This window comes from Streptomyces africanus, assembly GCF_030816955.1.
Lineage (GTDB): Bacteria > Actinomycetota > Actinomycetes > Streptomycetales > Streptomycetaceae > Streptomyces > Streptomyces africanus.
Window position 1 is genome coordinate 4,484,492 of record NZ_JAUSYP010000001.1, and the last position, 26,976, is coordinate 4,511,467.

Annotated in this window: 27 protein-coding genes; 16 read left to right on the forward strand and 11 right to left on the reverse strand. The window is 72.7% G+C overall.

Features of this window, described 5'->3' with window-relative positions; all coding sequences use genetic code 11:
• Positions 1 to 17: 17 nt before the first annotated feature.
• On the forward strand, positions 18 to 503 hold the full coding sequence (locus QF034_RS20815) for a hypothetical protein (protein ID WP_307176377.1): 486 nt from the start codon (positions 18 to 20) through the stop codon (positions 501 to 503).
• Positions 504 to 729: 226 nt separating this feature from the next.
• Here the strand turns inward: QF034_RS20815 and QF034_RS20820 are convergent, their stop codons facing one another.
• The 3 genes from QF034_RS20820 to QF034_RS20830 form a co-directional block, all read right to left on the reverse strand.
• Complete coding sequence (locus QF034_RS20820; RefSeq protein WP_307176378.1) at positions 730 to 1,110, reverse strand: ATP-binding protein; 381 nt, start codon at positions 1,108 to 1,110, stop codon at positions 730 to 732.
• A 78-nt stretch (positions 1,111 to 1,188) separates the two neighbouring features.
• Entirely contained in the window at positions 1,189 to 3,189 is a 2,001-nt protein-coding gene (locus tag QF034_RS20825) for an Ig-like domain-containing protein (RefSeq protein WP_307176379.1), read from the reverse strand.
• A gap of 144 nt (positions 3,190 to 3,333) precedes the next feature.
• The gene (locus tag QF034_RS20830) at positions 3,334 to 3,486 is read right to left on the reverse strand and encodes a hypothetical protein (RefSeq protein ID WP_307176380.1); all 153 of its coding nucleotides are present in this window, start codon (positions 3,484 to 3,486) and stop codon (positions 3,334 to 3,336) included.
• 115 nt (positions 3,487 to 3,601) lie between these two features.
• Between QF034_RS20830 and QF034_RS20835 the strand changes: the two genes are divergently transcribed.
• On the forward strand, positions 3,602 to 4,945 hold the full coding sequence (locus QF034_RS20835; RefSeq protein ID WP_307176381.1) for a helix-turn-helix domain-containing protein: 1,344 nt from the start codon (positions 3,602 to 3,604) through the stop codon (positions 4,943 to 4,945).
• 274 nt (positions 4,946 to 5,219) lie between these two features.
• Positions 5,220 to 6,020 (forward strand): GAF and ANTAR domain-containing protein, encoded by an 801-nt coding sequence (locus tag QF034_RS20840; RefSeq protein WP_370880824.1) that lies wholly within the window; start codon positions 5,220 to 5,222, stop codon positions 6,018 to 6,020.
• Positions 6,021 to 6,230: 210 nt separating this feature from the next.
• Here QF034_RS20840 and QF034_RS20845 read toward each other — a convergent pair whose 3' ends face one another.
• Positions 6,231 to 7,034 carry a hypothetical protein gene (locus QF034_RS20845; protein WP_307176382.1) on the reverse strand — a complete coding sequence of 268 codons (804 nt, stop codon included), beginning with the start codon at positions 7,032 to 7,034 and terminating at the stop codon, positions 6,231 to 6,233.
• 296 nt (positions 7,035 to 7,330) lie between these two features.
• On the opposite strand from QF034_RS20845, the gene thrS reads away from it, so the two are divergent.
• Both thrS and QF034_RS20855 read left to right on the forward strand, forming a co-directional pair.
• Positions 7,331 to 8,623, forward strand: a complete 1,293-nt coding sequence (thrS, locus tag QF034_RS20850) for a threonine--tRNA ligase (RefSeq protein ID WP_307176383.1) — start codon at positions 7,331 to 7,333, stop codon at positions 8,621 to 8,623.
• A 69-nt stretch (positions 8,624 to 8,692) separates the two neighbouring features.
• On the forward strand, positions 8,693 to 9,658 hold the full coding sequence (locus tag QF034_RS20855; protein WP_307176384.1) for a nucleoside hydrolase: 966 nt from the start codon (positions 8,693 to 8,695) through the stop codon (positions 9,656 to 9,658).
• A 54-nt stretch (positions 9,659 to 9,712) separates the two neighbouring features.
• Here the strand turns inward: QF034_RS20855 and QF034_RS20860 are convergent, their stop codons facing one another.
• A complete protein-coding gene (locus QF034_RS20860) occupies positions 9,713 to 10,645 on the reverse strand; it encodes an LAETG motif-containing sortase-dependent surface protein (RefSeq protein ID WP_307176385.1) in 933 nt (310 codons plus the stop codon).
• A 290-nt stretch (positions 10,646 to 10,935) separates the two neighbouring features.
• Here QF034_RS20860 and QF034_RS20865 point away from each other — a divergent pair, with 290 nt between their 5' ends.
• Both QF034_RS20865 and QF034_RS20870 read left to right on the forward strand, forming a co-directional pair.
• Positions 10,936 to 12,633 (forward strand): glycoside hydrolase family 13 protein, encoded by a 1,698-nt coding sequence (locus QF034_RS20865; protein ID WP_307176386.1) that lies wholly within the window; start codon positions 10,936 to 10,938, stop codon positions 12,631 to 12,633.
• A 133-nt stretch (positions 12,634 to 12,766) separates the two neighbouring features.
• Positions 12,767 to 13,501 carry an Ig-like domain-containing protein gene (locus QF034_RS20870; protein WP_307176387.1) on the forward strand — a complete coding sequence of 245 codons (735 nt, stop codon included), beginning with the start codon at positions 12,767 to 12,769 and terminating at the stop codon, positions 13,499 to 13,501.
• Here the strand turns inward: QF034_RS20870 and QF034_RS20875 are convergent.
• Both QF034_RS20875 and QF034_RS20880 read right to left on the reverse strand, forming a co-directional pair.
• Positions 13,495 to 13,971: a hypothetical protein gene (locus QF034_RS20875; protein ID WP_307176388.1), complete on the reverse strand. Its 477-nt coding sequence runs from the start codon at positions 13,969 to 13,971 to the stop codon at positions 13,495 to 13,497. The genes QF034_RS20870 and QF034_RS20875 overlap by 7 nt on opposite strands.
• 4 nt (positions 13,972 to 13,975) lie before the next feature.
• Positions 13,976 to 14,350 (reverse strand): DUF6479 family protein, encoded by a 375-nt coding sequence (locus QF034_RS20880; protein WP_307176389.1) that lies wholly within the window; start codon positions 14,348 to 14,350, stop codon positions 13,976 to 13,978.
• A gap of 141 nt (positions 14,351 to 14,491) precedes the next feature.
• Between QF034_RS20880 and QF034_RS20885 the strand changes: the two genes are divergently transcribed.
• The gene (locus tag QF034_RS20885; protein WP_307176390.1) at positions 14,492 to 15,343 is read left to right on the forward strand and encodes a hypothetical protein; all 852 of its coding nucleotides are present in this window, start codon (positions 14,492 to 14,494) and stop codon (positions 15,341 to 15,343) included.
• Between the two features lie 131 nt (positions 15,344 to 15,474).
• Complete coding sequence (locus QF034_RS20890; RefSeq protein ID WP_307176391.1) at positions 15,475 to 15,888, forward strand: DUF5994 family protein; 414 nt, start codon at positions 15,475 to 15,477, stop codon at positions 15,886 to 15,888.
• Between the two features lie 9 nt (positions 15,889 to 15,897).
• On the opposite strand, the gene QF034_RS20895 is transcribed toward QF034_RS20890, so the two are convergent.
• Entirely contained in the window at positions 15,898 to 16,041 is a 144-nt protein-coding gene (locus QF034_RS20895; RefSeq protein ID WP_503167801.1) for a DUF1304 family protein, read from the reverse strand.
• A 29-nt stretch (positions 16,042 to 16,070) separates the two neighbouring features.
• On the opposite strand from QF034_RS20895, the gene QF034_RS41795 reads away from it, so the two are divergent.
• Positions 16,071 to 16,433 (forward strand): DUF1304 family protein, encoded by a 363-nt coding sequence (locus QF034_RS41795; protein WP_307179935.1) that lies wholly within the window; start codon positions 16,071 to 16,073, stop codon positions 16,431 to 16,433.
• Here QF034_RS41795 and QF034_RS20905 read toward each other — a convergent pair.
• Complete coding sequence (locus tag QF034_RS20905; RefSeq protein ID WP_307176392.1) at positions 16,361 to 17,755, reverse strand: glycoside hydrolase family 43 protein; 1,395 nt, start codon at positions 17,753 to 17,755, stop codon at positions 16,361 to 16,363. The two genes, QF034_RS41795 and QF034_RS20905, sit on opposite strands and share 73 nt — an antisense overlap.
• 268 nt (positions 17,756 to 18,023) lie before the next feature.
• Between QF034_RS20905 and QF034_RS20910 the strand changes: the two genes are divergently transcribed.
• The 6 genes from QF034_RS20910 to QF034_RS20935 all read left to right on the forward strand — a co-directional run bounded on the left by QF034_RS20910 (position 18,024) and on the right by QF034_RS20935 (position 24,332).
• Positions 18,024 to 19,367 (forward strand): serine hydrolase domain-containing protein, encoded by a 1,344-nt coding sequence (locus tag QF034_RS20910; protein ID WP_307176393.1) that lies wholly within the window; start codon positions 18,024 to 18,026, stop codon positions 19,365 to 19,367.
• A 73-nt stretch (positions 19,368 to 19,440) separates the two neighbouring features.
• Positions 19,441 to 21,336, forward strand: a complete 1,896-nt coding sequence (locus tag QF034_RS20915; protein WP_307176394.1) for a hypothetical protein — start codon at positions 19,441 to 19,443, stop codon at positions 21,334 to 21,336.
• 230 nt (positions 21,337 to 21,566) lie between these two features.
• The gene (locus QF034_RS20920; protein WP_086565370.1) at positions 21,567 to 22,127 is read left to right on the forward strand and encodes a tellurite resistance TerB family protein; all 561 of its coding nucleotides are present in this window, start codon (positions 21,567 to 21,569) and stop codon (positions 22,125 to 22,127) included.
• A 118-nt stretch (positions 22,128 to 22,245) separates the two neighbouring features.
• A complete protein-coding gene (gene bla / locus QF034_RS20925) occupies positions 22,246 to 23,202 on the forward strand; it encodes a class A beta-lactamase (RefSeq protein WP_307176395.1) in 957 nt (318 codons plus the stop codon).
• Between the two features lie 35 nt (positions 23,203 to 23,237).
• A complete protein-coding gene (locus tag QF034_RS20930; RefSeq protein ID WP_307176396.1) occupies positions 23,238 to 23,603 on the forward strand; it encodes a DUF952 domain-containing protein in 366 nt (121 codons plus the stop codon).
• A 21-nt stretch (positions 23,604 to 23,624) separates the two neighbouring features.
• Positions 23,625 to 24,332 (forward strand): DUF4328 domain-containing protein, encoded by a 708-nt coding sequence (locus tag QF034_RS20935; protein WP_307176397.1) that lies wholly within the window; start codon positions 23,625 to 23,627, stop codon positions 24,330 to 24,332.
• A 7-nt stretch (positions 24,333 to 24,339) separates the two neighbouring features.
• Here QF034_RS20935 and QF034_RS20940 read toward each other — a convergent pair whose 3' ends face one another.
• Positions 24,340 to 25,218 carry a putative RNA methyltransferase gene (locus tag QF034_RS20940; protein ID WP_307176398.1) on the reverse strand — a complete coding sequence of 293 codons (879 nt, stop codon included), beginning with the start codon at positions 25,216 to 25,218 and terminating at the stop codon, positions 24,340 to 24,342.
• Between the two features lie 190 nt (positions 25,219 to 25,408).
• On the reverse strand, positions 25,409 to 26,971 hold the full coding sequence (locus tag QF034_RS20945; RefSeq protein WP_307176399.1) for a right-handed parallel beta-helix repeat-containing protein: 1,563 nt from the start codon (positions 26,969 to 26,971) through the stop codon (positions 25,409 to 25,411).
• Positions 26,972 to 26,976 lie beyond the last annotated feature (5 nt).

Here is a 26,976-nt window from a genome sequence, read left to right on the forward strand (position 1 = left end):
CAATTAAAAAAACGGGGATGGACTTCGTGACGATACGAAGCAAGGGAATTTCTGCCGTCATCACCTTCGCCATGACCGGCGCGCTGTGCGGCGTCGGGGCGCAGGCGGCACAGGCTTCTCCGGCCCAGCCGGAACTGCGTGCCGGAGCGGACGAGATCTGCGCGGTCCTCGGGATCGGCAGCGGCGCGGCGGGCCTCACCAAGGCACTGGCCAAGGGAGCCTCGTGGGTGGGCATCGGCGCCAGCATCGGGTGCTACGCCTACACGAAGGCCAAGGAGGCCACGCCGGCGGAGAGGCGGGCCGCGATGATCGCGTCCTACAAGAAGTACCAGGCGATGAGCGACATCAAGAAGCTCGACGCACTCGGCTACTACTGCCGTAAGAAGGACACCGGCGGTGGTGGCGGCGGCGATGTCGCACCCGCCAACCCGACCGTGAAGGTGGGGTACCGCGACATCAAGATGAAGGGCGTGACGTACAAGTGCACGGCGACCGGGGACTGACCGGCCGGCGCGGCCCGGGCTATGGAGAACGCCTGCTGTTCTCCATAGCGCTGGTCGTGGTGAGCCTGCTGTGGATTACGCGGGACATGGCGACGTGGGCGACGGCGACCTGTGCGGTCGGCGCCGCCGGTGGAGCGGTCGGGGTTTGTTATTTCGGCTGGCGTTATATGCGCTCCCGCGAGAATTCACGCTGACTGAATCGGGCGAGTGAATTCGCTCGCTGAATTCACTCGCCGAATTCCTTGCTCACGTCGCACTCGAACCAGACGGTCTTGCCGGGCCGGTCGGGGAGGGGAGTCCATCCCCACCGGTCCGTGACGGCGTCGACGAGCAGCTCGCCGCGTCCGTCCTCGGCGAGTTCGTCCACAGCTGTGGACAGCGGCGGTCGCGGGCGCGTGTCCGTGACCTCCACCCGCACCCCACGCCCGTCCGGCCGCCGCGTCATCAGCACCGCGGCACGCCGGTCGGGCGTGTGGCGTACGACGTCGGCGACCAGCTCGGTGAGGGCGAGACGGGCGAGGTCGCACAGCTCGCTGGTAGGCCGGATCGAGACCGCGCACAAGGTCCCGACCAGGGAGTTCGCGGAGCGGGCGGACGTGGCCCTCATGACCGACGGTCTCCAAGAACCCCGAGGTCGGGATCCTCACCGTCTCTTCGGAGGCTCACGCCGCCTTCGTGGGCTACGTCAGCGGGTGAAGACGAAGTACTTCCACGCGCCGTACGTCGTCGTGTTGACGTTGTCGCCCGACTTCGAGTCGATGTAGGACGAGCGGACCCGGAAACGCGGACCGACGGGCGGCGTGCCGTCGAGCGTCACCGCGTCCTTGCCGTAGCGGTCGAGCGCGAAGTACTCCGCGGTCGTGGTGCGCCACGCGCCGTCGGAGTAACGCTGGACCTGGAGCTGGTGCTTGCGGCCCGGGTACATCGACATCGTCGTGTTGTGGACCGGGTCCTTCGACTTCCGGAAGTAGTAGTACTTCTGCTTCCAGGCGGTCGCCGACTTGTAGTAGCCGCTCAGGGACGTCGAGATCTTGACCCTGGTGTAGACCGAGTTGGTGACCGTCTTCGGCGCGTACCGTGTGTCGCCCGTGAACTTCGCGCTGACCTTCGTGTCACGGGTCAGGTGGACCGTCGCCGACAGGTCGCCGGCCGAGTTGACCGTGCCCTTCTTCACCAGCGTGCTCGGCTTGTCGGAGCCGTACGGGTCGGCCCAGATCTCGACCGTGCGGTTCTTGTACGTCGTGCCGAGGTGCGCCGTGAAGGTGACGTCACGGCCGTAGTCGTACACCTTGCCGTTGTTGTTCAGCGTCAGCGTGGTCGCCGTCTTCGCCACGGTCGTCGAGGCCGAGGCCGTGGCGCCCGCGCGGTTCGAGTCGCCCGCGTACACGACCGTGTACGTCACCTTGCCGCCGGCCGGCGGCGCGTCCGTGAAGGAGTACGAGCCGTCGGCGGCGACCGTCGCCGTGCCGAGCGGCTTGCCGGACGGGGACTCGTCGTCGGTGCGGGTGACGGAGACCTTCGTGCCCGCCGGGAACGCCGCCGACGAGGACAGCGTGCCGGTGAGGGTGAGGGACTTGGCGCGGGCGGCCGTGGCCGGGGCAGTCGCCGTGAGGGTGGTGGACGTCTTGGTGGGGGCGTCGAGGACCCGCAGCGAGTAGACGTTGCTGTCGTTCTCCGAGATCGCGAACAGCCTGCTCTCGTCCGGCGCCCAGGCCAGGCCCGCCGGAGCCAGGGTGTCGGCGCCGCTGCTGGTGCCGGTGTTGGGGAAGTCGTACTGCTTCAGCGGTATCGAGGTGCCCGGCTTGAAGACATGGACGTCCGGGTCGTACCAGGAGAACGTGCCCGCCGCGACATCGCCGTTCGGGGCGATGTCCACCGCGTTCGGGTACGTGTTGGTGACGTACTTGCCGTCCGCGGACAGGTCCGTGAGCTTGTAGACCGCCTGGTAGTACGGGGCACCGCTGGCCGTGACGACGTCTCTGCCGTCCGGCGTGACCGCCAGGTCCTGGAGGTTGCCGCCGCCCGTGTTGCCCGGGTCGAAGCGGTAGGCCGTACGGCTCGCCGTGCCGGAGGAGACGTCGTACACGGCGAGTTCGACCGGGCTCTGGCCCGGCGCGCCCGCGACGAGCGTGCCCGGGGCGCCCGCGGAGGCGTCCAGGATCGGGGCCTCGTAGAAGGTACGGCCGGTGTCCTGGCCCAGGGTGACGCCCTGGTCGGCGGCGTTCGGGTCGAGTGAGCCGATGTTGCCCTCGCCGCCGTCGCCGTAGCTGAACCACAGCCTGCCGCCCGCCAGGGCCACGTACGCCGGGCCGCCGCCCTGGCCCGTGGACCAGCGGCGGGTCTCGGTCGCCTTCGCCGTGTCGATCGCGACGACCGCGTCCCCGTCGTGCAGGGCCGCGTACAGCGTGCCCGAGTCGGGTGACAGCTCCAGGCCCTGGACGCCGGGCAGCGAGCCGACGGTGGCGACGACCTTGCCCGCGTAGTCGGTGACGACGACCTGGCCGGCCGTCGGATCGCTGATGAAGACGCGCTGGTGTACCCCGTCGACGACGATGTCGCCGGTCGACTTCACGGGCAGGAGCGCGCTGGAGTCGGCCGCCGCCGAACCGGCACCGGCCGCGACGAGCGTGACCGAGCCGAAGAGGACCGCGAGCGCCGTCGCGGTCGAGAGAGTGCGTCTGTGCACGGTGTGTCGAACCCCCCGGAACGAAAGTGATCAGCAGGAAGAAGTGATCAGCCTGCGCAGGCTAGAGCACTCCACTGACACACGGGAACCGGGTTTCAAGACGCCTGCTTGAAGGGGCGGTTGGGGCGCGGCGGGATCGTCGCGTCAGCGGCTGTCCGCGACCGTCCGCGGGCCCTGTTGGGGCTCCTCGACTCTCGCCGGCCCCGCGTTCGCCGCCAGCAGTAGGGTCGCGACAGCGACGACGGCCGCGGCGAAACCTCGGGCGTACCGCTCGGCGGTGCGTGTGCGTTCGAGCACGGCGACCTCGCAACTGGGGCGGTGGCTATGACAGCAGCGTGTTAAGCACGCTTAACTCTCGGTTTAACCTAGGGGCTGTCCGAGCCGAACGGCAAGAGGGGCAGGGGGAGCCGGCGTGGGGGAGCGTGACGATCCGGGGACCATCGGGCGCCGGGTGCAGCGATTGCGTGTCGAACAGGGGCTGACCCAGCGGCAGTTGGCGGAACCCGTGTACACCCCCGCCTACATCTCCACCCTGGAGTCGGGCCGGGTGCGGCCCTCCGACGACGCCCTGCGGCATCTCGCCGGTCGGCTCGGCGTCGCCTTCGACGAACTCGCCACCGGCCGTTCGGCGCGGCGCGTGACCGAGCTGCGGCTGCGGCTGACCGAGGCCCAGCGCGTCTTCGCCGTCGGTGACGCCGAGGCAGCGGCGGAGCAGTACGCCGAGCTGCTCGTCGAGGCCGAGACGCAGGGGCTGGCCGGGGAACAGGCCGCCGCGCTGCTCGGGCTCGGCGAGTGCGCCCTGGAGACGGGCGAGCTCGTGGCGGGCCGGCAGTACTTCGAGCGGGCCGAGGCCTGTCTCGCCGGCGCGCCGCTGCCCGCCCGGGTCCCGGCGCTGCGCGGGCGGGCCGTCGCGCACTACCTCGCCGGTGAACTCCGGTACGCCGTCTACCTGCTGGAGACCACCCTCGATGAGCTGAATCGCGGCGGGCTGCACGATCCCGACGCCCTCCTGCTGCTCTACGCCAGCGCCATCGGGCCCTACATGGACATGGGCGCGCACGCCCGCGCCGCCCAGGCCGCCGAGTTCGCCCTGGCGCTCGCCCCGCAGTCCGGCGACCCGGCCCTCGTCGCGCGCATGCACCGGTCGGTCGCCCGCACCCTGGTCGCCGAGGGCCGCCTCGCCGAGGCCGACGCCTCGCTGGCCAAGGCCGCCGAGCTGTACCGGGGCCTGCAGATCCGCACCGAACTCGCCAACTGCCACTGGATGCGCGGCTACGTCTACGCCCAGGACGGTCGACTGGAGTGTGCCGAGGGCGAGTTGCGGGAGGCCCTCGGCATGCTGTCGGCCAAGCGCGCCGCCCTCTACAGCAGCCAGGTCGCCGTCGAACTGGCCGACGTGCTGCACCGGCGCGGGAAGTCGGACGAGGCGGCGGCCCTGCTGCACGGCGTCCTCGACGACCTGTCCCCCGAGCGCGGCGCCGTCCACTCCGCCGCCGCGCACCGCCTCCTCGGCATCATCGCCGAGGACGCCCGCCGCACCGAGGACGCCGAGGAGCACTACGTCCGCGCCCTGAGCCTGCTGGAGCGGGCCGGCGCCGCGGGTGACCTGGCCGACCTGTGCCGGCTGCTGGGCGACCTGCTGCGCCGCACGGGCCGGGTGGAGGCGGCGCTGGACGCCTACCGGACGGGCCTCGGACACCGTACGGCTCCCGGCACCACCACCCTCGGGCCCGCGCCCGCCCAGCCCCCGCTGTGACGAGACAGCGGGTACGGCAGCCGGACAACCTGCACGAGAAGCGCTGAGGGCCAGGCCGGGGCGGCGACCCGGTGCACGGGTTTCGCCCCACCCCCGACGGGTAGTCGGGCGACGATTCCGGGAGGGCTCGGGGCATGATCCGGGTGGCCGCCGTACGGCGGCAGGCTGCGCGGCCGTCGCGCAGCGGGCCGTCCCGTGCGGGTGGTTGTGCCCCGGCCCACCTTCGCGTCCGTGGCAGGGCGCCCCGGAAGAGCGTCGACGGTGAAGGCCGGTGATGAAGGAGGCGGTGGTCGTGCGGCCCAGGGACGATCCCCCAGGTGCCCCCGGCGGCGATCCCGGTCCGCGCCGCGCCGGGGGCGGTGACCTGGACCTGGACGGCATCCGGGCCGCCGATGTGATCGCCAGGGGTGTGCGCGGCGTCGAGCCCGGCGAAGTCCCGGGACGGCTGTGCGAGGTGGCGGTCGAGCTGCTGCCGGTGATCGGCGCGAGTGTGTCGCTGCGCAGCGAGGGCATGCCCGTCCAGCTCAGTGCCAGCAGCGCGCAGGCCGCGCGCCTGGCGCAGATGCAGGCGACGCTGGGCGACGGCCCCTGCCAGAGCGTGCTGGAGGAGGGGGCGCCCGTGTTCGCCTGCGATCTGACGAGCGGCCGGGACGCGGGCCGCTGGCCGGTCTTCGCCCAGCAGGCGACGGAGGCCGGGGTGCGGGCGGTGTACGCGGTGCCGCTGGGGAGCGACGCGGCGTGCGTGGGCACCCTGGACCTCTACCGCGACCGCCCGGGGGTGCTCACCGACCGCCAGCTGCACGTGGCCCGGCTCGTGGCCGGTGTCATGACGGTGGCCCTGATGGCACTGCCCCGCGAGACCGAGGCCGCGCCGCGGGACGAGGAGCCCTGGCTGAGCGGGCTGGCGGCGGACCACGACGAGGTCTACCAGGCCGTCGGCATGATCATGGCGCAGCTCGGCGTCGGCGCCGACGACGCGCTCGCGCGGCTGCGGGCGGACGCCTTCGCGCGCGGTCGCACGGCCCTCGACGTGGCCCGCGAGGTGATCGCCCACCGCAGGCGTTTCGAGCGCTAGGGCCTGTCGTTTGGATCATGTCGCAGGGAACCGGCAGCGCTGATCAGCGCCGGTGAGCGGGGTCTGGTGCGTGCATCTGCAAGGCGGAGGAGGGCGTCGACGCGGAGCGTCGGCAACCGACGACAACGCCGCAGATGCGCGTGCCAGACCCCGCGTCTGCGGCGTGATCCAAACGACAGGCCCAAGACCGCTGATGACCCGGTACCGGGCTCAGATCCGTGCCCGTGCCTGCTTCGTGATCTCGGCCAGGCGCCGCGCCCCGAGTTGCACCGTCCGCTGCGTGAGCTCCGCGTACACCTCGTCGAGCCCGGCGTTGGTGAGCGTGATCGTCTCCTCCCCGACCCGCACGGCCGCGAGGTCCATCGTGAGGTACGTCAGCTCCCCGTCCTCCGTCTCGCCGGCCAGGGTGACCCGCAGGGCCTGCCGGGCGTCCCCCACCGGCGGCAGCGGCATGTCGCCGACCTGGACGGATTGGGCGACGCCGCGCGTGGTCGCGGCCGTGAACTCGCCGCACTTCCCCGGCAGCGACTTCAGCCAGGCCAGGGTGCGGTCGACGTCCGCCGGCGGATGGGCGGCGACCTGGTAGCGCACCTGGGCGTCGGTGTCGGCGTCGTCGAACGCGGCCGTCGCCCGAGGCCCGGCCGGGGTGCCGAAGAGCTCCTCCGTGTAGAGGACGTCGAGCAGCCGCCGGCAGTCGGGGTCCTTCGTGGTCGCCTTGAGCAGCCCGTCCCGCCAGGTCCTGGCACCCTGCGTCGGTCCCCACGGCTCCCCCAGGTCGGCGTGGGTGATCAGCGCCGCCTGGGCCTGGGCCTCGGTGAGACCGGCCCCGGAGCTCGCGGGCCGCTCGACGGCGGGTGACGCGCCGGTGCCGGTCGGGGAGGCGGAGAACCACCGCGGCCGCGGCTCGTCCTGGACGGAACAGGCGGCCGTGGTGAGCAGGGCGGTCACGGACAGCGCGCAGGCGAGGACCGCGCGGGCTCCTGGGCCACGCCGGCCGGCCGGAGGGTGGGGCATCGGAGGCCTCCTGCGGGAAGTTCATGGAGATGCCTCCCGACGGGGCGGGCTCTCCAAGATCGGGTACCTGCTCTTACGGCACCACCGCGACGGTCGGCACACCAGTGCGACGGGCTGTTCGGGTGAGGGAGGCGTGCACACCGCGGGCACCGCGAAAAGCAGTGGCCCCGCTCGCCCCACCCCCATTACGGTCACTCCCATGAAGCGCGCCCAGCCGTTCCCGTCTCGCACGACGACGCCGGAGAGTGTCCCGGCGCGCTGACAGCTGACGCAGATGTCTTCAAGCCCCGGGGCGAGTGCCCGGGGCTTCTTCGCGTGGTGCTCGCCCTCCGACAAACGAGGAGCCCACCATGCACGACCACCGACGGCTCGGCCGTGAACTGAACCTCTTCGACACCGACCCGCTGATGGGCGCCGGGCTGCCGTACTGGCTGCCCGACGGCGCGATCGTGCGGCACGCCCTGGAGGAGTACGTCCGCGAGGCGGAACGGCGGGCCGGCTACCGGCACGTGTACTCGCCCGTCCTCGGCAAACGCGAGCTGTACGAGATCTCCGGGCACTGGGACCACTACAGCGAGGACATGTTCCCGCCGATGGACCTCGGCTCGGAACAGGTCCTGCTGCGCCCGAGCCTGTGCCCCCACCATGCCCTGATCTACCGCTCCCGCTCCCACAGCTACCGGGAACTTCCCCTGCGGATGGCCGAGTTGGGCGGCATGTACCGCTCGGAGCTGTCCGGCGTCCTCGGCGGTCTGACCCGGGTCCGGGCCATCACCCTCAACGACGCGCACATCTTCTGCACCCTGGAGCAGGCCGTCGACGAGGCGCGGGCCGCGCTGGAGCTGATCGGCCGGGCCTACGCCGACCTCGGCATCCGTGCGGTCCGCCACCGTCTCTCCCTGCCGGGCGAGGGCGGCAAGTACGTGGCGGACCCGGACCTGTGGCGGCGGGCCACCGCCCTGCTGCGCGAGGTCCTGGACGGCTCCGGCATCCCGTACGAGGCCGCCGAGGGCGAGGCGGCCTTCTACGGCCCGAAGATCGACGTGCAGATCGCCGACCCGGCCGGGCGGGAGTCCACCCTGTCCACCGTCCAGATCGACTTCCACCAGCCCGAACGCTTCGACCTGCACTACATCGGCGCCGACGGGGCCAAGCACCGCCCGGTCATGGTGCACCGGAGCATCATCGGCAGCGTGGAGCGCGCGGTCGCCCACCTCGTTGAGGCCCACGGCGGGGCCTTCCCGCCCTGGCTGGCCCCGGTGCAGCTGGTGGTGCTCCCGGTGGGCGACGAACAGGCGGACCGTGCCCGCGAACTCGTGGAGCGCGCCCGGGAACTCGGCCTGCGCGCCGAGGTCTCCGGCCCCGAGCAGGGCACCCTCGCCGCGCGCGTCCGGGCGGCCCGGCTGGTCCCGTACCAGGCGGTGATCGGCGGGCGGGAGGCCGAAGCGGACCAGGTGGCACCGCGCCTGCGGGACGGGCGACGGCTGGGGGTGCTGCCCGCCGCCGCGTTCCTGCGCGGTGTCGCGGACCGGGTGGCGGCGCGCGGCTCCGAGCTGTGGGAGGCGGCGCAGGAGCGGGTTCGCCCGTAGGCGGAGGTGCCGCAGGCCGTAGGGTCGCTCTCGAAAGCCAGTGCGGGAACAGTGGAAGGAGCCACCGCCATGACGGACGGTCAGCCTATTCCGGTGATCATCGACTGCGACACGGGCGTCGACGACGCCCTCGCCCTGCTGTTCGCCGTACGGCATCCGGCGCTCGACGTGCGGGCGATCACCTGCGTGGCCGGGAACACGGACGTGGACGGCGTGGTCCGCAACACCCTGACCGTGCTGGAGGTGGCCGGTGCCGGTGACATTCCCGTGGCCCGGGGCGCCGAGCGTCCGCTGATCGAACCCGTGCGGACGGCGCGGCATGTGCACGGGCAGGACGGGATGGGGGACCTGGGGCTGCCCGCGCCGACCCGTGTGCCGGTCGACGTGGACGCGGTGACGCTGCTGCGGCGCGAGATCCTCGCCTCGCCGAGGCCGGTGACGCTGATCCCCATGGCGCCCCTGACGAACATCGCGCTGCTGCTGCGGACGCACCCGGAGGTGACCCGCAACATCGAGCGGATCGTGTTCATGGGCGGCGCGGTGGCGACGGGGAACGCGACGCCGGTCGCGGAGTTCAACGTGTGGCACGACCCGGAGGCGGCGGCGGTGCTGCTCACGGCGGGGGTGCCGATCACGATGTACGGGCTGGACGTGTTCAAGCAGGTCCTGGTGCCGGCGGCCGATCTCCAGCGCCTGCGCGGGGGCACGGACCCCAGCCTCCGCCTGGCCGGCGAACTCCTCGCCCACCGCGACCCGGCCACCTCGGGGGATCCCACCCCGACGGGCGGTCTCGGCGACGCGGGCGCGGTGTGCGCGGTGGTCGACCCGGGCGGCCTGACCACCGAGCGGCTGCCGGTCGAGGTCGCCCTGGCCCCCGGACCCACCCGCGGCCAGACGATCGTCGACCGCCGCCCGCTCCCCGGCGAGTCCGAGATCCACGAGGGAACGCGCGCCCAGCCCTTGGTGGACGTGGCGCTGGGCGTCGACGTGGAGCGGTACGTGAAGCTGTGGCTGACGGTCGTCGAAGGGGCTTAGGGCCACTCCGGCACAAGGGCCAGGGACTGTGGAAGTCCCGGGCCCTTCACGGTGTCAGGAACGGGTCGCGCGCTTCCTGCGGGTCATGACCACCATGGCCGCGCCGCCCGCGAGGAGGACGCCCGCACCGATGGCGATCGGTCCCGTGCTGCTGTCGGCGCCGGTCTCCGCGAGGTCGCCGCCGCCGCCGTTCGGCTTGGGGGCCGGGGGCGTCGTCGACTCGGAGGCGGACGGGGTGGGCGTGTCCGTGTCCGTGGCCGGGGGCGACGAGGGTTCGGAGGGCTCCGACGGCGCCGGGGGCGTCGTCTCCTCGGCCGGCTCCGAGGGGCTCGCGGGCGGGGTGGACGGGGGCTGCGACTGAGCCGGCGGAGGCGTGAGCTCGCACTCCTTCGTGCCGCCGTTCCAGGCCGCGATCAGCTTGTCCTTGATGACCGGGCGGTCGGGGCCCTTGGGCAGCTCGCCGTGCTCGAAGCCGTCCTTCGCGTCGAGCACGCCGTCGAACTTCACGGCGCCCCGGTAGAGGTCGATCTGCCCGAAGCAGCCCTTGTCGGGGATGGCGATGTCGAGCGAGTCGGTGCCGCCCGGCTTGACCGTCACCGTGTCGAAGTCGACGAACACCTGCTCGCCGGAGGTCTCGAAGGTCGCGCCGTGCGCGAGGTAGGAGGCCAGGGAGGCCGTGCACGTCGTCGCGTCGCCGGCCGTGCGGACCTTGATGTGGACCTTGCCGTCCTCGGTCGGCTTCAGGTTCTGGTCGTCGACCTTCACCGAGTCGAAGAAGTTCGAGCCGTCGAGCGAGAACTGGCAGCGGTCGGTCCCGGTCTCCGTGCCCGCGCCGGTCCCGGGCTTGTAGGTGCCGCCGGACGACCAGCCGTCGCCACCGGGCGTACCGGTGGCGAACGCGGTGGTGGCGGAGGCGGCGCAGAGGGCGAGGGCCGCGGCGCCCGTCCCCAGCAGGCGTCGCGCGGTGACACGTCTCGCTATGGACATGCGGATCCCATTTCTTGGCTGTGCCGAACCCGGGTGACGGCAGGCGGGCAGCGCGCGGCGCACGGCTGCCGGGGCCGCACCGGAGGGTGAGTGGTCGAAGAAACACTGGGCTCATTGGTCACATGCGCCTCAGTGCGCCCCCATCGTGGCCGTGCCGCAGCAGGCTGTCAACCTGCGGGTATGCAAAGGAAGTTACTCCATCATCACACTTCCATCACAGCAGGAATGGATCACTCCGATCGGCGCGATGGTTCCTCTTTCCGGCATTCTGGACAGATTCAATGTTGTCGATGCCGTCGCCCGTACGCCCCGCACAAGGAGACCGCGTGACCGATCGCTCCACCCTCGACCTGTCGTCCCGGGACCCCGACTGGTGGCGCCAGGCCGTCGTCTACCAGGTCTATCCCCGCAGCTTCGCCGACGCCGACGGCGACGGCCTCGGCGACCTGCGCGGCATCACCCGCCGCCTCACCCACCTCGCCGCCCTGGGCGTGGACGCCCTGTGGCTGAGCCCGTTCTACCCGTCCGAGCTGGCCGACGGCGGCTACGACGTCGCCGACCCCAGGGACGTCGACCCGCGCCTGGGCACCCTCGACGACTTCGACGCCCTGGTCGCCGAGGCCCACCGGCTCGGCCTGAAGGTCATCGTCGACATCGTGCCCAACCACTCCTCGCACCAGCACGTCTGGTTCCAGGAGGCCCTGCGCTCCGGGCCCGGCTCGGCGGCCCGCGACCGGTACGTCTTCCGCGACGGCCGCGGCGAGCAGGGCGAGCTCCCGCCCACCGACTGGCAGTCCGTCTTCGGCGGCAGCGCCTGGAAACGGGTGCCCGACGGCCAGTGGTACCTGCACCTGTTCGCCCCCGAGCAGCCCGACCTCAACTGGGAGAACCAGGAGGTCCGCGCCGACTACCGCACCACCCTGCGCTTCTGGTCCGACCGCGGGGTCGACGGCTTCCGCGTCGACGTCGCCCACGCCCTCGTCAAGGACCTGAGCGAACCGCTGCGCGACCTCGGCGCGCCCGAGCTGAGCCGCGAGGACGCCCTCACCACGATGCCGCCCGGCACGCACCCGTTCTACGACCGCGACGACGTGCACGAGATCTACCGCGACTGGCGCAAGATCCTGGACGCCTACCGGCCGCCCCGCATGGCCATCGCCGAGGCTTGGGTGCCCGGCGCCCGGCGCGCGCTGTACGCCCGCCCGGACGAGCTCGGCCAGGCCTTCAACTTCGAGTACCTGCAGGCCGGCTGGGACGCGCACGAACTGCGGCAGATCATCACCGACTCGCTCGCCACCGCCCGCGCGGCCGGCGCCTCGGCGACCTGGGTGCTGTCCAACCACGACGTCGTCCGCCACGCCTCCCGCCTGATGCTCCCGCCCGGCACCGACGAGAACGCCTGGCTGCTCTCCGGCGGTCACGCCCCGGCCGTCGACGAGGCGGCCGGACTGCGCCGGGCCCGGGCGGCCACCCTGCTGATGCTGGCGCTGCCCGGCTCGGCCTACGTCTACCAGGGCGAGGAACTCGGCCTGCCCGAGGTCGCCGACCTGCCCACCGAGGTGCTCCAGGATCCGATCTGGGAGCAGACGGGCCACGTCCGCAAGGGCCGCGACGGCTGCCGGGTGCCGCTGCCGTGGACGACGACCGGACCGTCGTACGGCTTCGGGCCGGGCGGCGCCTGGCTGCCGCAGCCGCCCGGCTTCGCCGCCTACGCCGTCGAGGCGCAGGACGGCGTCGAGGGCTCGACCCTGGAGCTGTACCGCACGGCCCTCAGGCTGCGCCGCAAACTGCTCGACGGCGAGGAGCTGGCCTGGGCGGAGGACGCCCCGGACGGCGTCCTCCAGTTCGACCGCTGCGAAGGCTGGCGGTGCGTGACGAACCTGTCCGGCACGGCGGTCCCGCTGCCGGCCGGCGAGGTCCTGCTGAGCAGCGCCCCCCTGGAGGACGGCCGGCTCGGGCCGGACACGACGGTGTGGCTCGGGCGTTAGCCCCCGGCCCCCGGGGCGAGCCCCCGGGGCCGTACCACCCGCACGGCCCAGCAGCACGCGCCACCTGCGCGAACGCCCCGCGAGAATCGCTGGCAGAGTGCCGTCGACGTCCGCACAGGGAGCCCCGCCCGCCATGAACAGGTCCAGGAAGACAGCAGTCGTGGCGGGGGCCGTCGTCGCCGGGGTGCTCGCGTGCCCCGGCCCGTCGGCGGCGGCCGGGGACGGTGAGCCGTGGGGTGCCGCGACCATCGCACCCGGCCGAGAGGGCATCCTCGACGTCACGGGCCCCCAGGGAGCGGCGCCGGGCGCCACGCTGACCCTGACGGCGCCCCGGGGCACCCGGGTGACGGCCACGCCGCTCGACGCGCCCGGCTACCTCGGCCGGGTCGCCGCCGACGGCCGCAGCGGGACGTACACGGTCACCGGCGACGCGGCCGGGCAGGCGTGGCAGGGCCGTACCTTCCCTTTCGTGCTAGCGGTCCCCGCGGACGCCGTGCCCGGCACGCGGCTGCGCGGCTGCGCCCTGCGGATCACCGACGCGGCCGGGGTACGGCGGGCGGCCGGCCGGTGCGCCGTGACCGTGGGCCTGGCCGGGCCGACGCTGACCAGCCCGCTGTCCGGCGTGGCGCTGGACGTCCGGCCGCGGATCGCCGGTACGGCCCACCCGGGCGCCCGGGTCACCGTCCGCGACAAGGACGACCGCGAGGCCTGCGCGGCCACCGCCGCCCCCGACGGCACCTGGGCCTGCACCCCCAGGGCGCTCCCGGCGGGCGTCAACCGGCTCCAGGCGGTCGCCACGCTGAACGGGGTGAGCGCCATGAGCGAGCAGATCGACATCTCGGTGGCGGACGCCGGCGCCGGTCAGTAGCGCACGGCCCGGGCCACCTCGGCCCGGACCTGGCCGGACAGGTCATGGGTGCTGCGGGCGGTGGCCGTGGCGGTGTCGCCCGCCTGCACGTGGTCCGCCGTGACGATGACCGTGTCGGTCAGCCGGCCCCCGGCGTCGGTGAAATCGACCTGGACGGCGAAGGACCGTTCCGAATCGTCGGTGTTGGTCACGGTGACCTCGGCCCGGGCCCGGCCGTCGGAGCCGACGGTGGGCCGGCCGGCCTTCACATCGCCCTTGACGTCGATGCCGCCCCGGATGTCGTCCAGCCGGCGTCCGGCCTCCGCCGTGGCCGACTCCACCGCCTCGGATGCCTGCGAGGCGAACGACCCGACCGCCGACTCCGCCTCGCGGGCGGCGTCCCCGGGGCTGTCGCCGCCGCAGCCGGTGAGCACGGCGGCCAGGGCGAGCGGCAGCACCGCTCCGCCCGTCGCCCAGCGTCCGCGTCTCATGGCCTCACGTGTGGCCGAGGCCGCCGCCGCCGAAGGAGCCGCTGGATCCGGGCAGCCAACGGCGGGGTTTCTGGTCCTTGCCCGTCCTGGTGCTCGCGTGGTGCAGCTCATGGGGCAGGAGCCGCTCGCCGTCGCGCGTCACGAGCGGCATCTCGTCGGGCTCCCGCATCTCCCGCATCTCATGGACCGGCCCGCCCTCCGGGAGGTGCGGCTGCTCCTCGGGGCTGGGGTGGTGCGTGTCCTTGTCCATGACGCGCATCCCGACCAGCACCGCCCAGATCAGCGCGAGGGCGATGATCGCCCCGCCGACGAAGGCGATGGTCACGGCGACCGCGTGATCTGACGAAGCCGCCAGCACTTCATACGTTGCCGTAGTCATGCTCCGATTATCGCCGACGTCATGCGATAAAGCTCCCGCAATGTCCACAGATGAGCATCTGCCCCGGTGGTGCGGGCAACCTTCCCGGGCCCTGTGACGACCTGCCGGTGATACCCCGTCCCCCACACGAGGGAGATCACCATGCGCAGACACCTCGCACGACTGCTCACCGTGCTCGCCGTCCTGGCGGCGGCGTTCGCCACCCCCGGCATGGCGAGCGGCAAGGCGCAGGCCGCCGACCAGTGGAACCCGCCCGCGCACCTCGCCCAGCCCCTGAACGAGGTGTGGAACCACGTCGAGTCGACCTACGGGAACCTGTACGGCTTCCGCAACTACGGCTGGGACCAGATCATGGCCAACCGCGGCAGCGTCAACTACTGCGTCCGCTGGGAGTCCGACGCCCCCGTCAGCGCCGCCATGCGCGACCGGATCCACGCGGCGCTGAAGAAGCAGTTCGGCAAGTGGATGACGGCCATGACCGAGAACGGCAAGGGGCACAACGCCTGGCCGTACACCAATGTCCCCGTCAACATCGTCGGCTGGGCGGTGAAGAACCGCTCCACCCTGCAGTGGACCGACAACTCCGTCGACATCTACACCGGCATCCTCGACAGCGGCGGCGCCCCGCAGTGCGCCCCGGACTGCGGCCGCTTCTTCCACCAGGACGGCAACTACTCGAAGTGCCCGGGCGGCGCCGCCCGCCACTACGACCAGTCACTGTGGCTGACCAAGGGTTTCGGCGGCGGCGCGGGCGGCGACTGGGGCCAGCGCATGGGCCAGGAGTACTTCACCGGCGCCCTGAACCAGGAGAACATCCACATCTACCTGCACGAGGTCGGCCACACCTTCGGCCTCGACGACTTCTACGACTGGTCGCCGACCGGCCAGTGCTGCTTCCTGATGAAGGCGGGCAGCGCCACGCAGATCACCGAGTTCGACCAGTGGATGCTGCGTGACTTCTGGCGCCATCTGAAGAGCCGCTACGGCCTCTGACCGACACAGGGCGGTACGGGCGGGCCCCGGCCCCCGTACCGCCCCGCGGCGTACGGTGGAAGGACCGCGGGTATGCCGGAACCGGTGGCCCACGGTCTCCTGGCCACGCCCCCGTCGCAGCAGGAGCCCTGATGACGTCCGCCTCCTCGCCCCCGCCGCCCCTCCCGGCACCCTCCGAGGTCCGGCTGAGGCTCGCGGCCCAGCCGCGCCTCGGCCGCACGGCCCGCCGTATCGACGGGGCGTGGTGGCCCCGCTCGTACGATCTGGCCGCGGAGCTGCCCGGGCTGCTGGCCGTGCTGCCGCGCGCCTGGGGCCGGGTCAGCAGCGTCCTGGTCCACGGGGAAACCTGGCTGCCCTGCCCGGAGCGGCTGGACGTCGTCGGCCGGGAGGTCCACGTGGGTCGCAGGGAGTCGCCGGCCACCCCGGACACGGTCTGTCTGCTCACGCCCGGCCGGGGCCGCTGGGACCTGCTGGTGGTGCCGCCCGCGACCCCGGAGGCGGAGGCGGTCGCGCTCATGGAGCGGGCCGTCACCCAGGACGCCTGACGCCCTGCGCTAGTGCGCGAGCAGCACCAGGACCAGGGCGATCAGCGCCGGGACGGTCTGTACGAAGAGGATCTTCCGGCTGGCGGTGGCCGCGCCGTACACCCCCGCAACCGCGACGCACGCCAGGAAGAACTCTGCCACCCTCGGCACCACCGCCGAGTTCGCGGAACAGCACGAAGGCCCTGGCCGCCAACCAGGGCCTCTACAACGGCTTCCTCGCCGCCGGCCTCCTCTGGGGCGCGGTGGCGTCCGACCCGGTGGGCTTCCAGGTCTCGGTAGGGTCGACATGCGCCGCATCATCGCAGGCTCGCCCGGCCGCTTCCCCGTTCGGGCCCGTCCGGGAGGCGGAGCGGGGCGCCGGGTGGCAGATTGCGGGCAGTGGAAGGCCGGTCCGGGCCGTCGCGTCCCCGCGTGTGCCGCTCGGGAGCCCGGCCCGGCCTTCCCGCCCGCCGGTGTCGTCGGTCCGGTGCGGTCAGTACCCGATCCGGAACGTCGCGTCCGCCCGGTCCGTGGCGGTGGAGACGGGGTCGATGCGCAGGGCGTAGCCGGAGTGGCGGATGTAGCGCGTCGGGTGGTTGTGCGAGCGGAACGACGTCCAGGCGGAGTCCGCGAGCCCGGCGACCTTGTGGAACGTGGCGTCCTGGGCGAACACCGACGTGCCGTCGTTGACGTCCAGCCGCAGCTCGTAGCTGTAGTGCCGCAGATACCGGTCCGGGTAGTTGACCGACTGGAAGGACACCCCGGAGGCGTCGGCGAGGCCGGGGACGAGCTTCCACTGGGCGTCGGTGTACGGGTCGAAGGGGTAGGGGTCGATCCGGCCCGCGAAACCGGCGTGGCGGACGTAGCGGTCCGGGTGGTTGTACGACTTCAGCCGGTTCCAGGCCGGTGCCCCCCAGTGCGCGAGGAGGTTGTCGTACTGCGTGCCGGTGAGCGGCGCGATGCTGCCGTGCTTGGAGTTCACCGGCTGGGTGTAGCGGCGCTGGTCGACCGGCGTCCAGGTGCCGGAGGCCAGGTCGCCGGTCTGCCAGGCGTAGAAGACGCCGTTGGGCGTGTAGGTGTCGCCCCAGAGGTACCAGGTGCCGGACGACGGCGACTTCACCAGGATCGGCGCCTCGGTGCCGCCGTGGGCCACCGGCGTGCTGAAGACCTGCCAGCTGCCCGGGGCGAGACCGGCGGACCGGGCGCCGACCAGGGCCTGCTTCGAACTGTCCTTGAAGTACAGGTAGTTCGTGCCGCCGACGCCCAGGGCGAGGCTGCCGTCGATCACGTCGTAGCCGGGGTCGAAGAAGACCTGCGGTGCGGACGCCGTGCGGAAGTCGGTGGTGTAGTTGATCATCAGCACGTTGTGGCCGCTGGAGTTCACGGACGAGTAGACGATGCCGTACTGCCCGCGCGAGGCGTCCCAGAACGCTTCCGGGGCCCAGCTGTGCGTGGTCATGTCGTGCAGTTTCAGCCTGCGGTAGCCGGTGAGGGAGCGCAGGTCGGTGGAGTCCCAGACGTGGATGTACTGGCTGTTGTAGCTCCAGTCGGTGCCCTTCAGGTCGGTGGCCAGCACGGTGAACGTGCCGTCCTGCCTGCGCAGCACGAACGGGTCGCGCAGGCCGCCGGCGCCCTGGGTGGGGGTGGCGACCGGCTTGTTCTGGTTGAGCGGCGTCCACTCCAGGCCGTCGGGGCTGACGGCCAGGTGCAGGCCGTAGTCGGTGCCGAGGCCGTCCGGGGACTCGGTGAAGTGGGCCATCACGAACGCCGGACCCGTCGCCGCGCCGGCCGGACCGGCGCCCAGGGCCAGATCGGCGGTCAGGGCGAGCGGCACGGTGGCGGCCATGCCGAGGACACGGCGGCGTGAGGGTCTGCGGGGGGTGGTCATGGCGGCTCGGCCTTCCGTCGGGGGGTTACGGAGCGAAGCGTGTTCGATCCTGCGAACGCAGTTCGGTAAGTCGGCCAGACCGTAGGGGTGGGAGACGTGCGGCGTCAATGAGTCGGACGCGACGAAGCTCCAGTGAAATCAAGGCCACTTGTGGTCAACTCTGCCCTCGACCGGCCGATAAACGATCATCCCGTGGGTGGATGTAAGCCGCATCTGCTTCCCGTGACGATGACCCCGACCTTTTCAACACCGAGGAAGGGGAAGGCCGTTGCGTATCGCCCGGCTTCTCGGAACCGTCCTGGGCAGCACGTTGCTGACGACCACCGCCGTGCTGACCGCGCCCGCTCACGCCGGCCCGGCCGCGCCGCCCGCGGGGCCCGTGGACGGAACGTCACTCGACAGAACCGCCCTGCGCGACTCGCTGGACGCCATCCACGAGGCGGGCATGTACGGCGTCTTCTCGTCCGTCAGGGACGGCGGCGAGCGGTGGACCGGAGCCTCCGGCGTCGCCGACGTGCGGAACGGGCGCCCCGTCACCCCGGGCATGCGGCATCGCGTGGGCAGCATCAGCAAGACCTTCACCTCCGTCGCCCTGCTCCAGCAGGTGGAGCGCGGCCGGCTCCGCCTCGACGCGCCCGTCGGCGACTACCTCCCCGACCTCATACCCGGGGAGCGCGGCCGGCAGATCACCGTCCGCATGCTCCTCAACCACACCAGCCACATCGGCGACTACGTCCTGGGCGCCTTCCCCTCCCTCGCCAAGGGCTCGACCGCCAGCCTCGACGAGGAGCGGTTCCGCTCCATCCGCCCGGGGGAACTGGTCCGGCTGGGCCTCGCGGCCCCCGCCACCGGGCGCCCGGGCGAGCTGCCCGGCTCGTACTCCAACACCAACTACGTCATCGCCGGGCTGCTCCTGGAGAAGATCACCGGCCAGGACGCCGAGAAGCACATCACCCGCAACGTCATCGACCGGGCCGGACTGCGCCACACGTCCTTCCCGCGCACCCCGTACATCAAGGGCCCGCACCCGCGGATGTACGAGTCGTTCTACGGCCTGATCGACCCGCCGCGCGACTACAGCGTCTACGACATGTCCTGGGCGTACACGGCGGGCGCGGTCGTCTCCACCACCGACGACCTGAACCGCTTCTACCGCGCCCTGCTCGGCGGGAAGCTGATCGGCAAGGCCGCCCTGGACGAGATGACGCGCACGGTCCCGGTGAGCGGCCTCGACTACGGCCTCGGCATCTACGCGCTGGAACTGCCCGGCTGCGGCCGCTTCTGGGGCCACGACGGCGCGGTGTTCGGCGCCGGCATGACCGCGCTGTCCAGCCGGGACGGCAAGCGCCAGGTCGCTCTCGCGCAGAACCTGATGAAGTATCAGAGCGTCGACGAGAACGGCCGCCCGAAGCCGCACGCGGTCGACGACGCCCTGTACGCGTACGTCGTCCGCGCCCTCTGCCCGGCCGGTTCCGGGACCGCTCCCGAATCCGCTCCCGGGGCCGGTCTCGTGAGCCCGGAAGACGCCCGTGACGGGCTCAGCAAGCGGTTGCCCGGAATCGACCATTCTCAGTTGACCAGGAGCCTCAAGTTTGGTCAGCTGTCCCACTAGTTGTGTTCGATTCTGATCGAGCGTTTCCGGGCTCCCTGGGGGGGAGCTTGTGACAAGTGGGGGAGTTTCCTTGATGGATCACGGTTCCGTCGTGCTGCGCCGCGCCAGATTCCGGCGTGGCGCGGCGGCCCTGGGCTTCGTGGCGTTGACCGCCGCCACCGCCCTGACGGGCGCGCCGGGCGCCACGGCCGCCGGCAGCGCGGTCCTCGCCGGGAAGACCTGCACGCCGACGGAGGGCTTCTCCGGCTGCCGGCTGTTCGATCCGACGGGCGCCCGCGAGGAGTTCCAGGTCCCGGCCGGTGTCACGGCGCTGGACGTGCGGGCCTGGGGCCAGGGCGGCGAGGGCACCCCCTTCGCAGGCGGCGGCGCGGGCGGATACACCGCGGGCACGCTCAGCGTCACGCCCGGGGAGCGGCTGTCGCTCGCGGTCGGCGTCGAGCGCTTCGGTGACGCGCTCGGCGGCGCGGGCGGCGACAAGTACGGCGCGGTCGGCGGCAACAGCAGCGGCGTCCGCACCAGCGACGGCAAGCCGCTGCTCATCGCCGCCGGTGGCGGCGGCGCCGGCTACGGCAGCCTGGACGCCGGCCAGGGCGGCCCCGGTGGCGGCGAGCGCGGCCAGGACGACACCGAGTCCGAGCGCGGCGGCAAGGGCGCGGCCGGGGACACCGGCGGCGCGGGCGGAGGCAACGGCTCCTCCGGCGCCGACGCCTCCGGCGGCGGCAAGGGCGGCGCGGGCGGCTCCGGTTCGGGCGGCGCGGGCGGAGGCGGCGGCGCCGGCTACGCGGGCGGCGGCGGCGGTGGCGGCGGCACGGACGACGACCGGGGCGCGACCGGCAGCGGCGCGGGCGGCAGCAGTTACGTCGACGCGGACCGGGTGACCGGCGCGCGGCTGCTCAGCGGCGACCGCACGGTGGCCCCCGCCAAGACGGACCCCTTCTGGCAGCCCTCCGGCGAGCCGGTGCGCGGCGGCATCGCCGAGGGCGGCGTCAACACCGACCGCTCCGGCAACGGGCGCATCGTCTTCCAGTGGAAGACCCCCGCGATCGCGGAGCTGACCCAGGTCTCCGGAGCCGGCCAGACCACCCAGCCGGGCGGCGGCGCGGACCCGGTGGCCGTGGTGGTCCGGGACAAGGCCGGCAACCCGGTCGAGAACGCCTCCGTCACCTTCACGGTCGAGGACCCGGACAAGCTCGGCGCCTTCTTCTTCGTCAAGGACGGTGCCGACACCACCGAGCTGGCCGTGCCGACCGACGCGCGGGGCCGCGCCCAGTCCGCGCCGCTCGAGACGGGCACCGGCAAGGAGGGCGAGTTCGCGGTCCGCGCCGAGGCCGGCGGCGCCTCCACGGTCTTCACCGTGAAGGTGCGCAAGTCGGCCTACACCGTGAGCGTCGCGGGCGGTGACGACCAGCGCGCCGAACAGGGCGAGGCCTTCGAGGAGGCCCTCCAGGCCCGCGTGGTCAAGTCGGGTGCCACGGCACCGGCCGGTACGGAGGTCGAGTTCCGGGTCGAGGACGACAGCGACGACGCCCCCCGCTTCGAGGACGGCGAGCAGGTCGTCCGCGTCAGGACCGACGACTCGGGCGAGGCCACGGCCCCGACCCTGACCGCCGGTGAGGGCACGGGCACCTACACGGTCGCCGCGTCGGTCGGCGAGGCCATGACCCAGTTCGCCGTCGAGGTCGTCCCCGGTGACGCGTCCGCATCGCCGTCCCCGAGCCCCTCGACCGACCCGAGCCCCTCGGCCAGCCCGAGCCCGTCGCCCAGCACGAGCACGTCCGGCACGACCGGCGGCACCGGCTCCTCGACCACGGGCGGCACGTCGACGAACCTCGACAGCGGCAGCCTCGCCTCGACCGGCGCCGGCGGCATCGGCATCCTCCTCGCGGCGGCCGCGGCCCTGGCCGCGGCGGGCTTCGTGGCGTTCCGCTTCGGCCCGCGCCTGAAGCTCCGCTCGCGCGACGGCGCGTGACGCGGCGGGACAGCGCCTTGTCCGCACGTCACCGCGGCTGACAACACGTCACCGCGACTGCCCGCACCCGGTCACCGGGGGCGGGCAGTCGCCGTTTCGGCGGCGAGAGAAGCAGATGGTGAGAGAGGGGCGCGTTTTGCGGAACCTTTGCCCGGGGGTCGGGCGTTGATCCGGTGAGCGCGCGGGAGCGGGTTCGCGAGATGACTTCCGACGATTACCGAGGTGACTCCATGGCAGTCTGGGACCGGCTCAAGGACCAGGCCAAGGCTCTCCAGCAGAACCAGGGCGGGCGAGGGGCCACCGCCGGGCACAGCGGTGGCCACAGCGGCGGCACGCGGTCCGGCGGCGGCAGCAAGGCCCAGTTGATCGGTGTGCTGAAGACCCAGCTCGGCTCGCTGAAGACGGAGCTGAAGAGCGGTGCGTACCGGGACGCGAGCATGGCGGTCTGCGCCCTGGTCGCCGCGGCCGACGGGCAGGTGGACCCGGCCGAGCGGCAGCAGGTCGAGTCGATGATCCTCAGCAACGACGTCCTCCAGAACTTCCCGCCGGAGCAGCTGCGGCAGCGTTTCAACAAGCATGTCGACCAGCTGACGATGAACTTCCAGCACGGCAAGGCCGAGGCCATGCAGGAGATCGCCAAGACCGCCAAGAAGCCCACCGAGGCCAGGGCCGTGATCCAGACCGGCATGGTCATCGCCGGTGCGGACGGCCACTTCTCCCAGGCCGAGGCGCAGGTCCTGCGCGAGGCCTGCGCGGCGCTGGGGCTGTCGCCGGCGGAGTTCCAGCTCTGAGTCCCGGCTCTCGGCCCGAGTTCTGACGTCCCGCCCTGATCAGCGACCCGGCCCGGTGAAGGCGGCGGCTCGGCCGGGCCGGTCGTCCGCCGCCTGCTCGATGAGAGGAGCACCAGGCATGTCCGTCGACGGGCCCGCCTCGTCCCGCCGCGCCGTCCTGGCCGCCGCGGCGTTACTTCCCCTGGCCGGCTGCGGCACGGGCGGCCGGGACACCGACCGCGCGGACCGAGCCGCCACGAGTGCCCGGCCCACCCCGGAGCCGAGCCGCCGCACCCCCGCCCCGCCCGCCCGCCGCCCGCGCCTCGCGGACCTGGAGCGCGAGTACGGCGCCCGCATCGGCGTCTACGCCCTCGCGACCGGCACCGGCGCCACGGCGGTGCACCGCGCCGACGAGCGCTTCGCGTTCTGCTCGGTCTTCAAGGCCCTGGCCGCGGCGGCCGTCCTGCACCACCGCTCCCTGGCCGGCCTGGACCGGCGCGTCACCTACACGCGGGCCGACCTGAAGTCCACCACGCCGGTCACCGGACGGCACGTCACGACCGGCATGACCCTGCGCGAACTCTGCGACGCCGCCGTCCGCTACAGCGACGGCACGGCAGGCAACCTGCTCATGCGCGACCTCGGCGGCCCCGCGCAGCTCACCGCCTATCTGCGAGGACTGGGCGACAGGGTGAGCCGCATGGACCACTACGAGCCCGAACTGCACGACGTGCGGCCGGAGGACCCCAGCGACACCACCACCCCCCGCGCCGTCGCCACCGACTTCCGCGCGCTGCTCCTGGGCACGGCCCTGCCCACCGGGGAACGCGCCCTGCTGACGGACTGGCTCTCGCACAACGCCACCGCGGTCGGCGCCCGGCGCATCCGGGCCGGGCTCCCCAAGGGCTGGCAGGTGGCCGACAAGACCGGCACGGGCAACTACGGCCGGGCCAACGACATCGCGATCGTCCGCCCACCGCGCACCGCACCGCTCGTCCTGGCCGTCATGACCGACCGGCCCGGCTACGACGCCAAACCCTCCAACGCCCTGATCGCCGAAGCCACCGCACGTACCGTCACGGCCCTCGGGCTCTAGAGGCCCCCGGGCCCCCGGTGGCTTATAACGGGGCCATGATCTACCACTCCATACCGCTCACCGACTGGCAGACAGCCCCCGACGGGCCGTACGCGCCCGGCTCCCTCGCCGAGGAGGGCTTCGTGCACTGCTCACCGGACGAGCCGACCACGCTCGCCGTCGTCAACGCCTTCTACCGGGACGCGCCCCGGCCCCTGCTGGTGCTCGCCCTCGACGAGGCCCGCCTCACCGCGCGGGTGGAATGGGAGGCGGCGGACCCGGCCCCGCCGCCCGGCGTCGCCGAGGACACCCTCTTCCCGCATGTGTACGGCCCCCTCGACCGGGACGCCGTCGACCACGTCCTGGAGGTGCGGTGGGACGAGCAGGGCAGGGCAGTGGGGCTTCGGAACACGAACGGGTGAGCGATACGACAGGATGACCCGGTGAACGATCAGGAACCACCCGTCACCGACAAGGCCCCCGCCCCCGCCCCGGGCCCCGCCCCCGCCCTGCGCCCCGTCCGTGGCGCGGCCCGATGTGCCGTCGCAGGGCTCGCCCTCGCCGCGTTGGCGTGGGCGGCCCGGGCGGTCTGGCACCTCCGGCTCTCCCTGGCCGGGCAGCCGGCCTCCGGCCCGCCGGACCAGGGAGGCGGCACACACCGCCCGCTGACCGCGCTGGAGGACTCCTACCACCTGGTCAACTCAGTGGGCGGGGCCGTCACGGTGGTCTGCGCGCTCGCGTTCCTGTCCTGGCTGGACCGCGTGCGCGACAACGCCCGTGCCCTCTCGGGCGCGGAGCCGCAGTACGCGTATCCCTGGCTCTTCGCGGGCTGGATCGTCCCCGTCGTGAACCTGTGGATACCCCGGGGCATCGTCGCGGACGCCCACCGGTCCGTCTTCCCCGACCGGCCGCTGCCGACCGTCGTGAACTGGTGGTGGGGCCTGTGGCTGGTCGGTCTGGCCGGTGGCGTGGGCCTCGTCCACGCCGACTCCACGGACGAGGTCATCGCCCGCGCCTACACCGACGTCCTGCCCCTGATCGCCGCCGACGTGGTGATCGTGGCGGCGGCCGGGACCGCCGCCCTGATGATCCGCACGCTCACCACGGCACAGCAGCAGCGCATGGACGAGGCCGCACGGCCCGGCGCCTGACAGTGCCCTAACGTTCCCGAGGCCGGTACACCGACACCACGAACGAGGCGGTCACCCGCACCGGCACCGCCAACTCCCCGACCCGGTGCCGCAGTTCCGCGTCACCGACGTGATGTGCCGCCGGACTCATCGTCACCAGACCGGCGACGTCCTCGGCGGTGAGGCTCATGGTGTACTCCAGCGGCTCGGCCCGCTCGTGCCGGAAGCGGTCCGCCAACGTCCGGCGCAGGCGCTCCTCCTTCCGGGGGTCGACGTCCAGCAGCCCCACGGACCGGCGCAGTTCGCGCAGGTGCCGGTCGCTGGGCGTGACGACGAGCAGGGCACCGTCCGGCCGCAGGACACGGTGGAACTCCGGCCCGTTGCGGGGCGCGAAGACGTTGAGCAGGAGGTGGGCGGAGCCGGACCGGACCGGCCACGGCTGCCAGACGTCCCACCCGGCGGCCTCACCGCGGGCGTGGGCCCGGGCCGCGGCGCGCAGGGCGTGCGCGGAACTGTCCAGCCCGAGCCCCATGGCCCCGGGCAGCGCGTCCAGGACGGACGCGAGGTAGTGCCCGGTGCCCGCCCCGGCGTCCAGTACGACGGCGTCGGGCGGGGCCAGTTCCGTGGCGAGCCTCGCGAGAGTGCGGGCGAGCGGGTCGTAGTGCCCGGCCCGGAGGAACGCGCCGCGGCACCTGACCATGTCGGCCGAGTCGGCGCTCGCGGCCCGCCGGTGGCCGGTCAGCAGACTGACGTAGCCGTGCCGGGCTATGTCGAAGGTGTGCCGACGCCCGCACCGCAGCGCGCCATCGGCGCGCTCCAGGCCCGACGGGCACAGGGGGCAGGTCAGCACGGTCAGCAGGCGGTCGGACGGGCGGTGTCGGCCGGGTCCCGCAGGAGTGGTCGGCATGGATGCTCCTCGACAGCTCAGCGGGACAAGGCGCCTCGGCCGAGCTGGATACAGGCGGTGAACGGAGAGTCGTCGGCGCCCGCGGACGGCGGGCACGCCGAGGACGGCGACGTGATCGACTCACGTCGCCGTCCTCACCGCGGTGTCAGAGGAAGCAGTGCGGAATGCCGGTGCATGCCATACGGCCAGGCTACCGGCTGCCGCCGAACGTCACGACGAGCCGCCCGTCCGAGCCGAACGACCAGCGCAGGGCCCCGGCGTAGGAGGAGCAGCGGGAGCCGTTCGAGCCGGACCAGAACTGGTTCGAGCTGTCGGAGTTTCCGATGATCCGGTCGTTCGACCCGCTGTCGCACGAGGTGTTGTTCCGGAACACCGACGTGCTGCCCGAGTCGAAGTTGAAGTTGCGCTGCTCGTTGCCGATGCTCACGTTGTCCGAGATCTGCATCGCGCCGGTGTTGCTGTTGTAGGTGAAGCCGTGCTTGCCGTTCTGATAGGCGATGCTGCGCCGGACGACGTGGTTGACGCCGATGTCGTCGCCGCCGAGCTTGTAGCCGTTGCGGTCGCCGTTGCCGGCCTGGGAGCCGTCGCTGAGGGTGCCGTTGTCGTAGGCGAGGGAGTCCTCGATGGTCACGGCGCCGATGGGGCCGGTGTCCGTCTTGGTGTAGAGGTCGTAGCCGTCGTCGATGTTGTTGTGGGCGACGGTGTAGCGGAAGACGTTGCCGGGGCCGACGGTGAGCTTCGGGGCGAAGCCGTCGGCGTCCTCGCCGTCGGAGTCGACGTTGTCGTGCGATTCCGCGCTCAGGATCAGGTTGTTGGACGGCCACTGGTCCTTGGGCGTGCTGGACAGCGCCCGCGAGAGCTGGAGCCCCGAGTCGCGGTTGAAGCGGGTCACCGTGCGCTCGATGACGTTGTTGCTGCCGCTGAGGAAGATGCCGTTGTCCCCGGCCCGTTCGACGACGATGCCCTTGACGTGCCAGTACGACGCGTTGACGGCGAGACCGCGGTTGGCCGGGTCCTCGGCCTGGGCGGAGAAGTTCAGCACGGGGGTCTCGCCCGGGTAGGCGAACAGTTCCGTGCGGTCGCCGGACGTGCCGTTCCTGCCCGCCGGGATGGTGACGGTCTGGGAGTAGCGGTAGGTGCCGCCGCGCAGGTAGATCGTCCCGCCGGCGGAGACGCGGTTGATCGCCGAGGTGAGGGTCGTCGGAGCGGACTCCGTACCGGCCGCACTGTCCGTGCCGCTCGGGGACACGTACAGGACCGGGCCGGTGGGCTGCGGGTCGCTGCCGCTCGTCTCGACGTCGGCGTAGTCGATGTTGGGCAGACCGGCGGAGGTGGTCGGGGCGAGCCGGACGGTGTTGCTGCCCGACCGCAGCGGCACGGTGAGCGTCTTGGTGGCCCAGGTGTTCCAGGCGCCGGTGCCCTCGAAGGACGCGGTGGTGGCCGTCGCGCCGTTGACCACGATGTTCGCGGCGCGTGCGGAGGTCGTGCCGTTGGCGAAGCGGACCTTCAGGGTCGCGGTGCCGGCGGCGGACGCGGTCACGGTGAACTGGGCGTAGCCGCCGGTTCCGTTGTCGCCGTTGCAGAACCCGCTGCCGGAGTATCCGGTCCAGTTCGATTCGATGGCGCCGGAGCAGACGGCCGGCGCGGTCTCCGCCTCGTAGCGGACGGTCGCCGCCTGTGCCGTGTGCCCGGACAGCGCGACGAGGCTGCCGGCCAGGAGGCCGACGGACGCGATCACTGGTCTCAGGTGCATCGTTC

Excerpts from the sequence above, each read along its gene's own strand:
- QF034_RS20945 (WP_307176399.1), bottom strand. The coding sequence starts at position 26,971 with ATGCACCTGAGACCAGTGATCGCGTCCGTCGGCCTCCTGGCCGGCAGC.
- QF034_RS20840 (WP_370880824.1), top strand. The coding sequence starts at position 5,220 with ATGAAGGAGGCGGTGGTCGTGCGGCCCAGGGACGATCCCCCAGGTGCC.
- QF034_RS20855 (WP_307176384.1), top strand. The coding sequence starts at position 8,693 with ATGACGGACGGTCAGCCTATTCCGGTGATCATCGACTGCGACACGGGC.
- QF034_RS20890 (WP_307176391.1), top strand. The coding sequence starts at position 15,475 with ATGACGTCCGCCTCCTCGCCCCCGCCGCCCCTCCCGGCACCCTCCGAG.
- bla (WP_307176395.1), top strand. The coding sequence starts at position 22,246 with ATGTCCGTCGACGGGCCCGCCTCGTCCCGCCGCGCCGTCCTGGCCGCC.
- QF034_RS20820 (WP_307176378.1), bottom strand. The coding sequence starts at position 1,110 with ATGAGGGCCACGTCCGCCCGCTCCGCGAACTCCCTGGTCGGGACCTTG.
- QF034_RS20865 (WP_307176386.1), top strand. The coding sequence starts at position 10,936 with ATGCCGTCGCCCGTACGCCCCGCACAAGGAGACCGCGTGACCGATCGC.
- QF034_RS20870 (WP_307176387.1), top strand. The coding sequence starts at position 12,767 with ATGAACAGGTCCAGGAAGACAGCAGTCGTGGCGGGGGCCGTCGTCGCC.
- QF034_RS20940 (WP_307176398.1), bottom strand. The coding sequence starts at position 25,218 with ATGCCGACCACTCCTGCGGGACCCGGCCGACACCGCCCGTCCGACCGC.
- QF034_RS20845 (WP_307176382.1), bottom strand. The coding sequence starts at position 7,034 with ATGCCCCACCCTCCGGCCGGCCGGCGTGGCCCAGGAGCCCGCGCGGTC.
- QF034_RS20875 (WP_307176388.1), bottom strand. The coding sequence starts at position 13,971 with ATGAGACGCGGACGCTGGGCGACGGGCGGAGCGGTGCTGCCGCTCGCC.
- QF034_RS20915 (WP_307176394.1), top strand. The coding sequence starts at position 19,441 with ATGGATCACGGTTCCGTCGTGCTGCGCCGCGCCAGATTCCGGCGTGGC.
- QF034_RS20930 (WP_307176396.1), top strand. The coding sequence starts at position 23,238 with ATGATCTACCACTCCATACCGCTCACCGACTGGCAGACAGCCCCCGAC.
- QF034_RS20880 (WP_307176389.1), bottom strand. The coding sequence starts at position 14,350 with ATGACTACGGCAACGTATGAAGTGCTGGCGGCTTCGTCAGATCACGCG.
- QF034_RS20885 (WP_307176390.1), top strand. The coding sequence starts at position 14,492 with ATGCGCAGACACCTCGCACGACTGCTCACCGTGCTCGCCGTCCTGGCG.
- QF034_RS20860 (WP_307176385.1), bottom strand. The coding sequence starts at position 10,645 with ATGTCCATAGCGAGACGTGTCACCGCGCGACGCCTGCTGGGGACGGGC.
- QF034_RS20905 (WP_307176392.1), bottom strand. The coding sequence starts at position 17,755 with ATGACCACCCCCCGCAGACCCTCACGCCGCCGTGTCCTCGGCATGGCC.
- QF034_RS20815 (WP_307176377.1), top strand. The coding sequence starts at position 18 with ATGGACTTCGTGACGATACGAAGCAAGGGAATTTCTGCCGTCATCACC.
- QF034_RS20920 (WP_086565370.1), top strand. The coding sequence starts at position 21,567 with ATGGCAGTCTGGGACCGGCTCAAGGACCAGGCCAAGGCTCTCCAGCAG.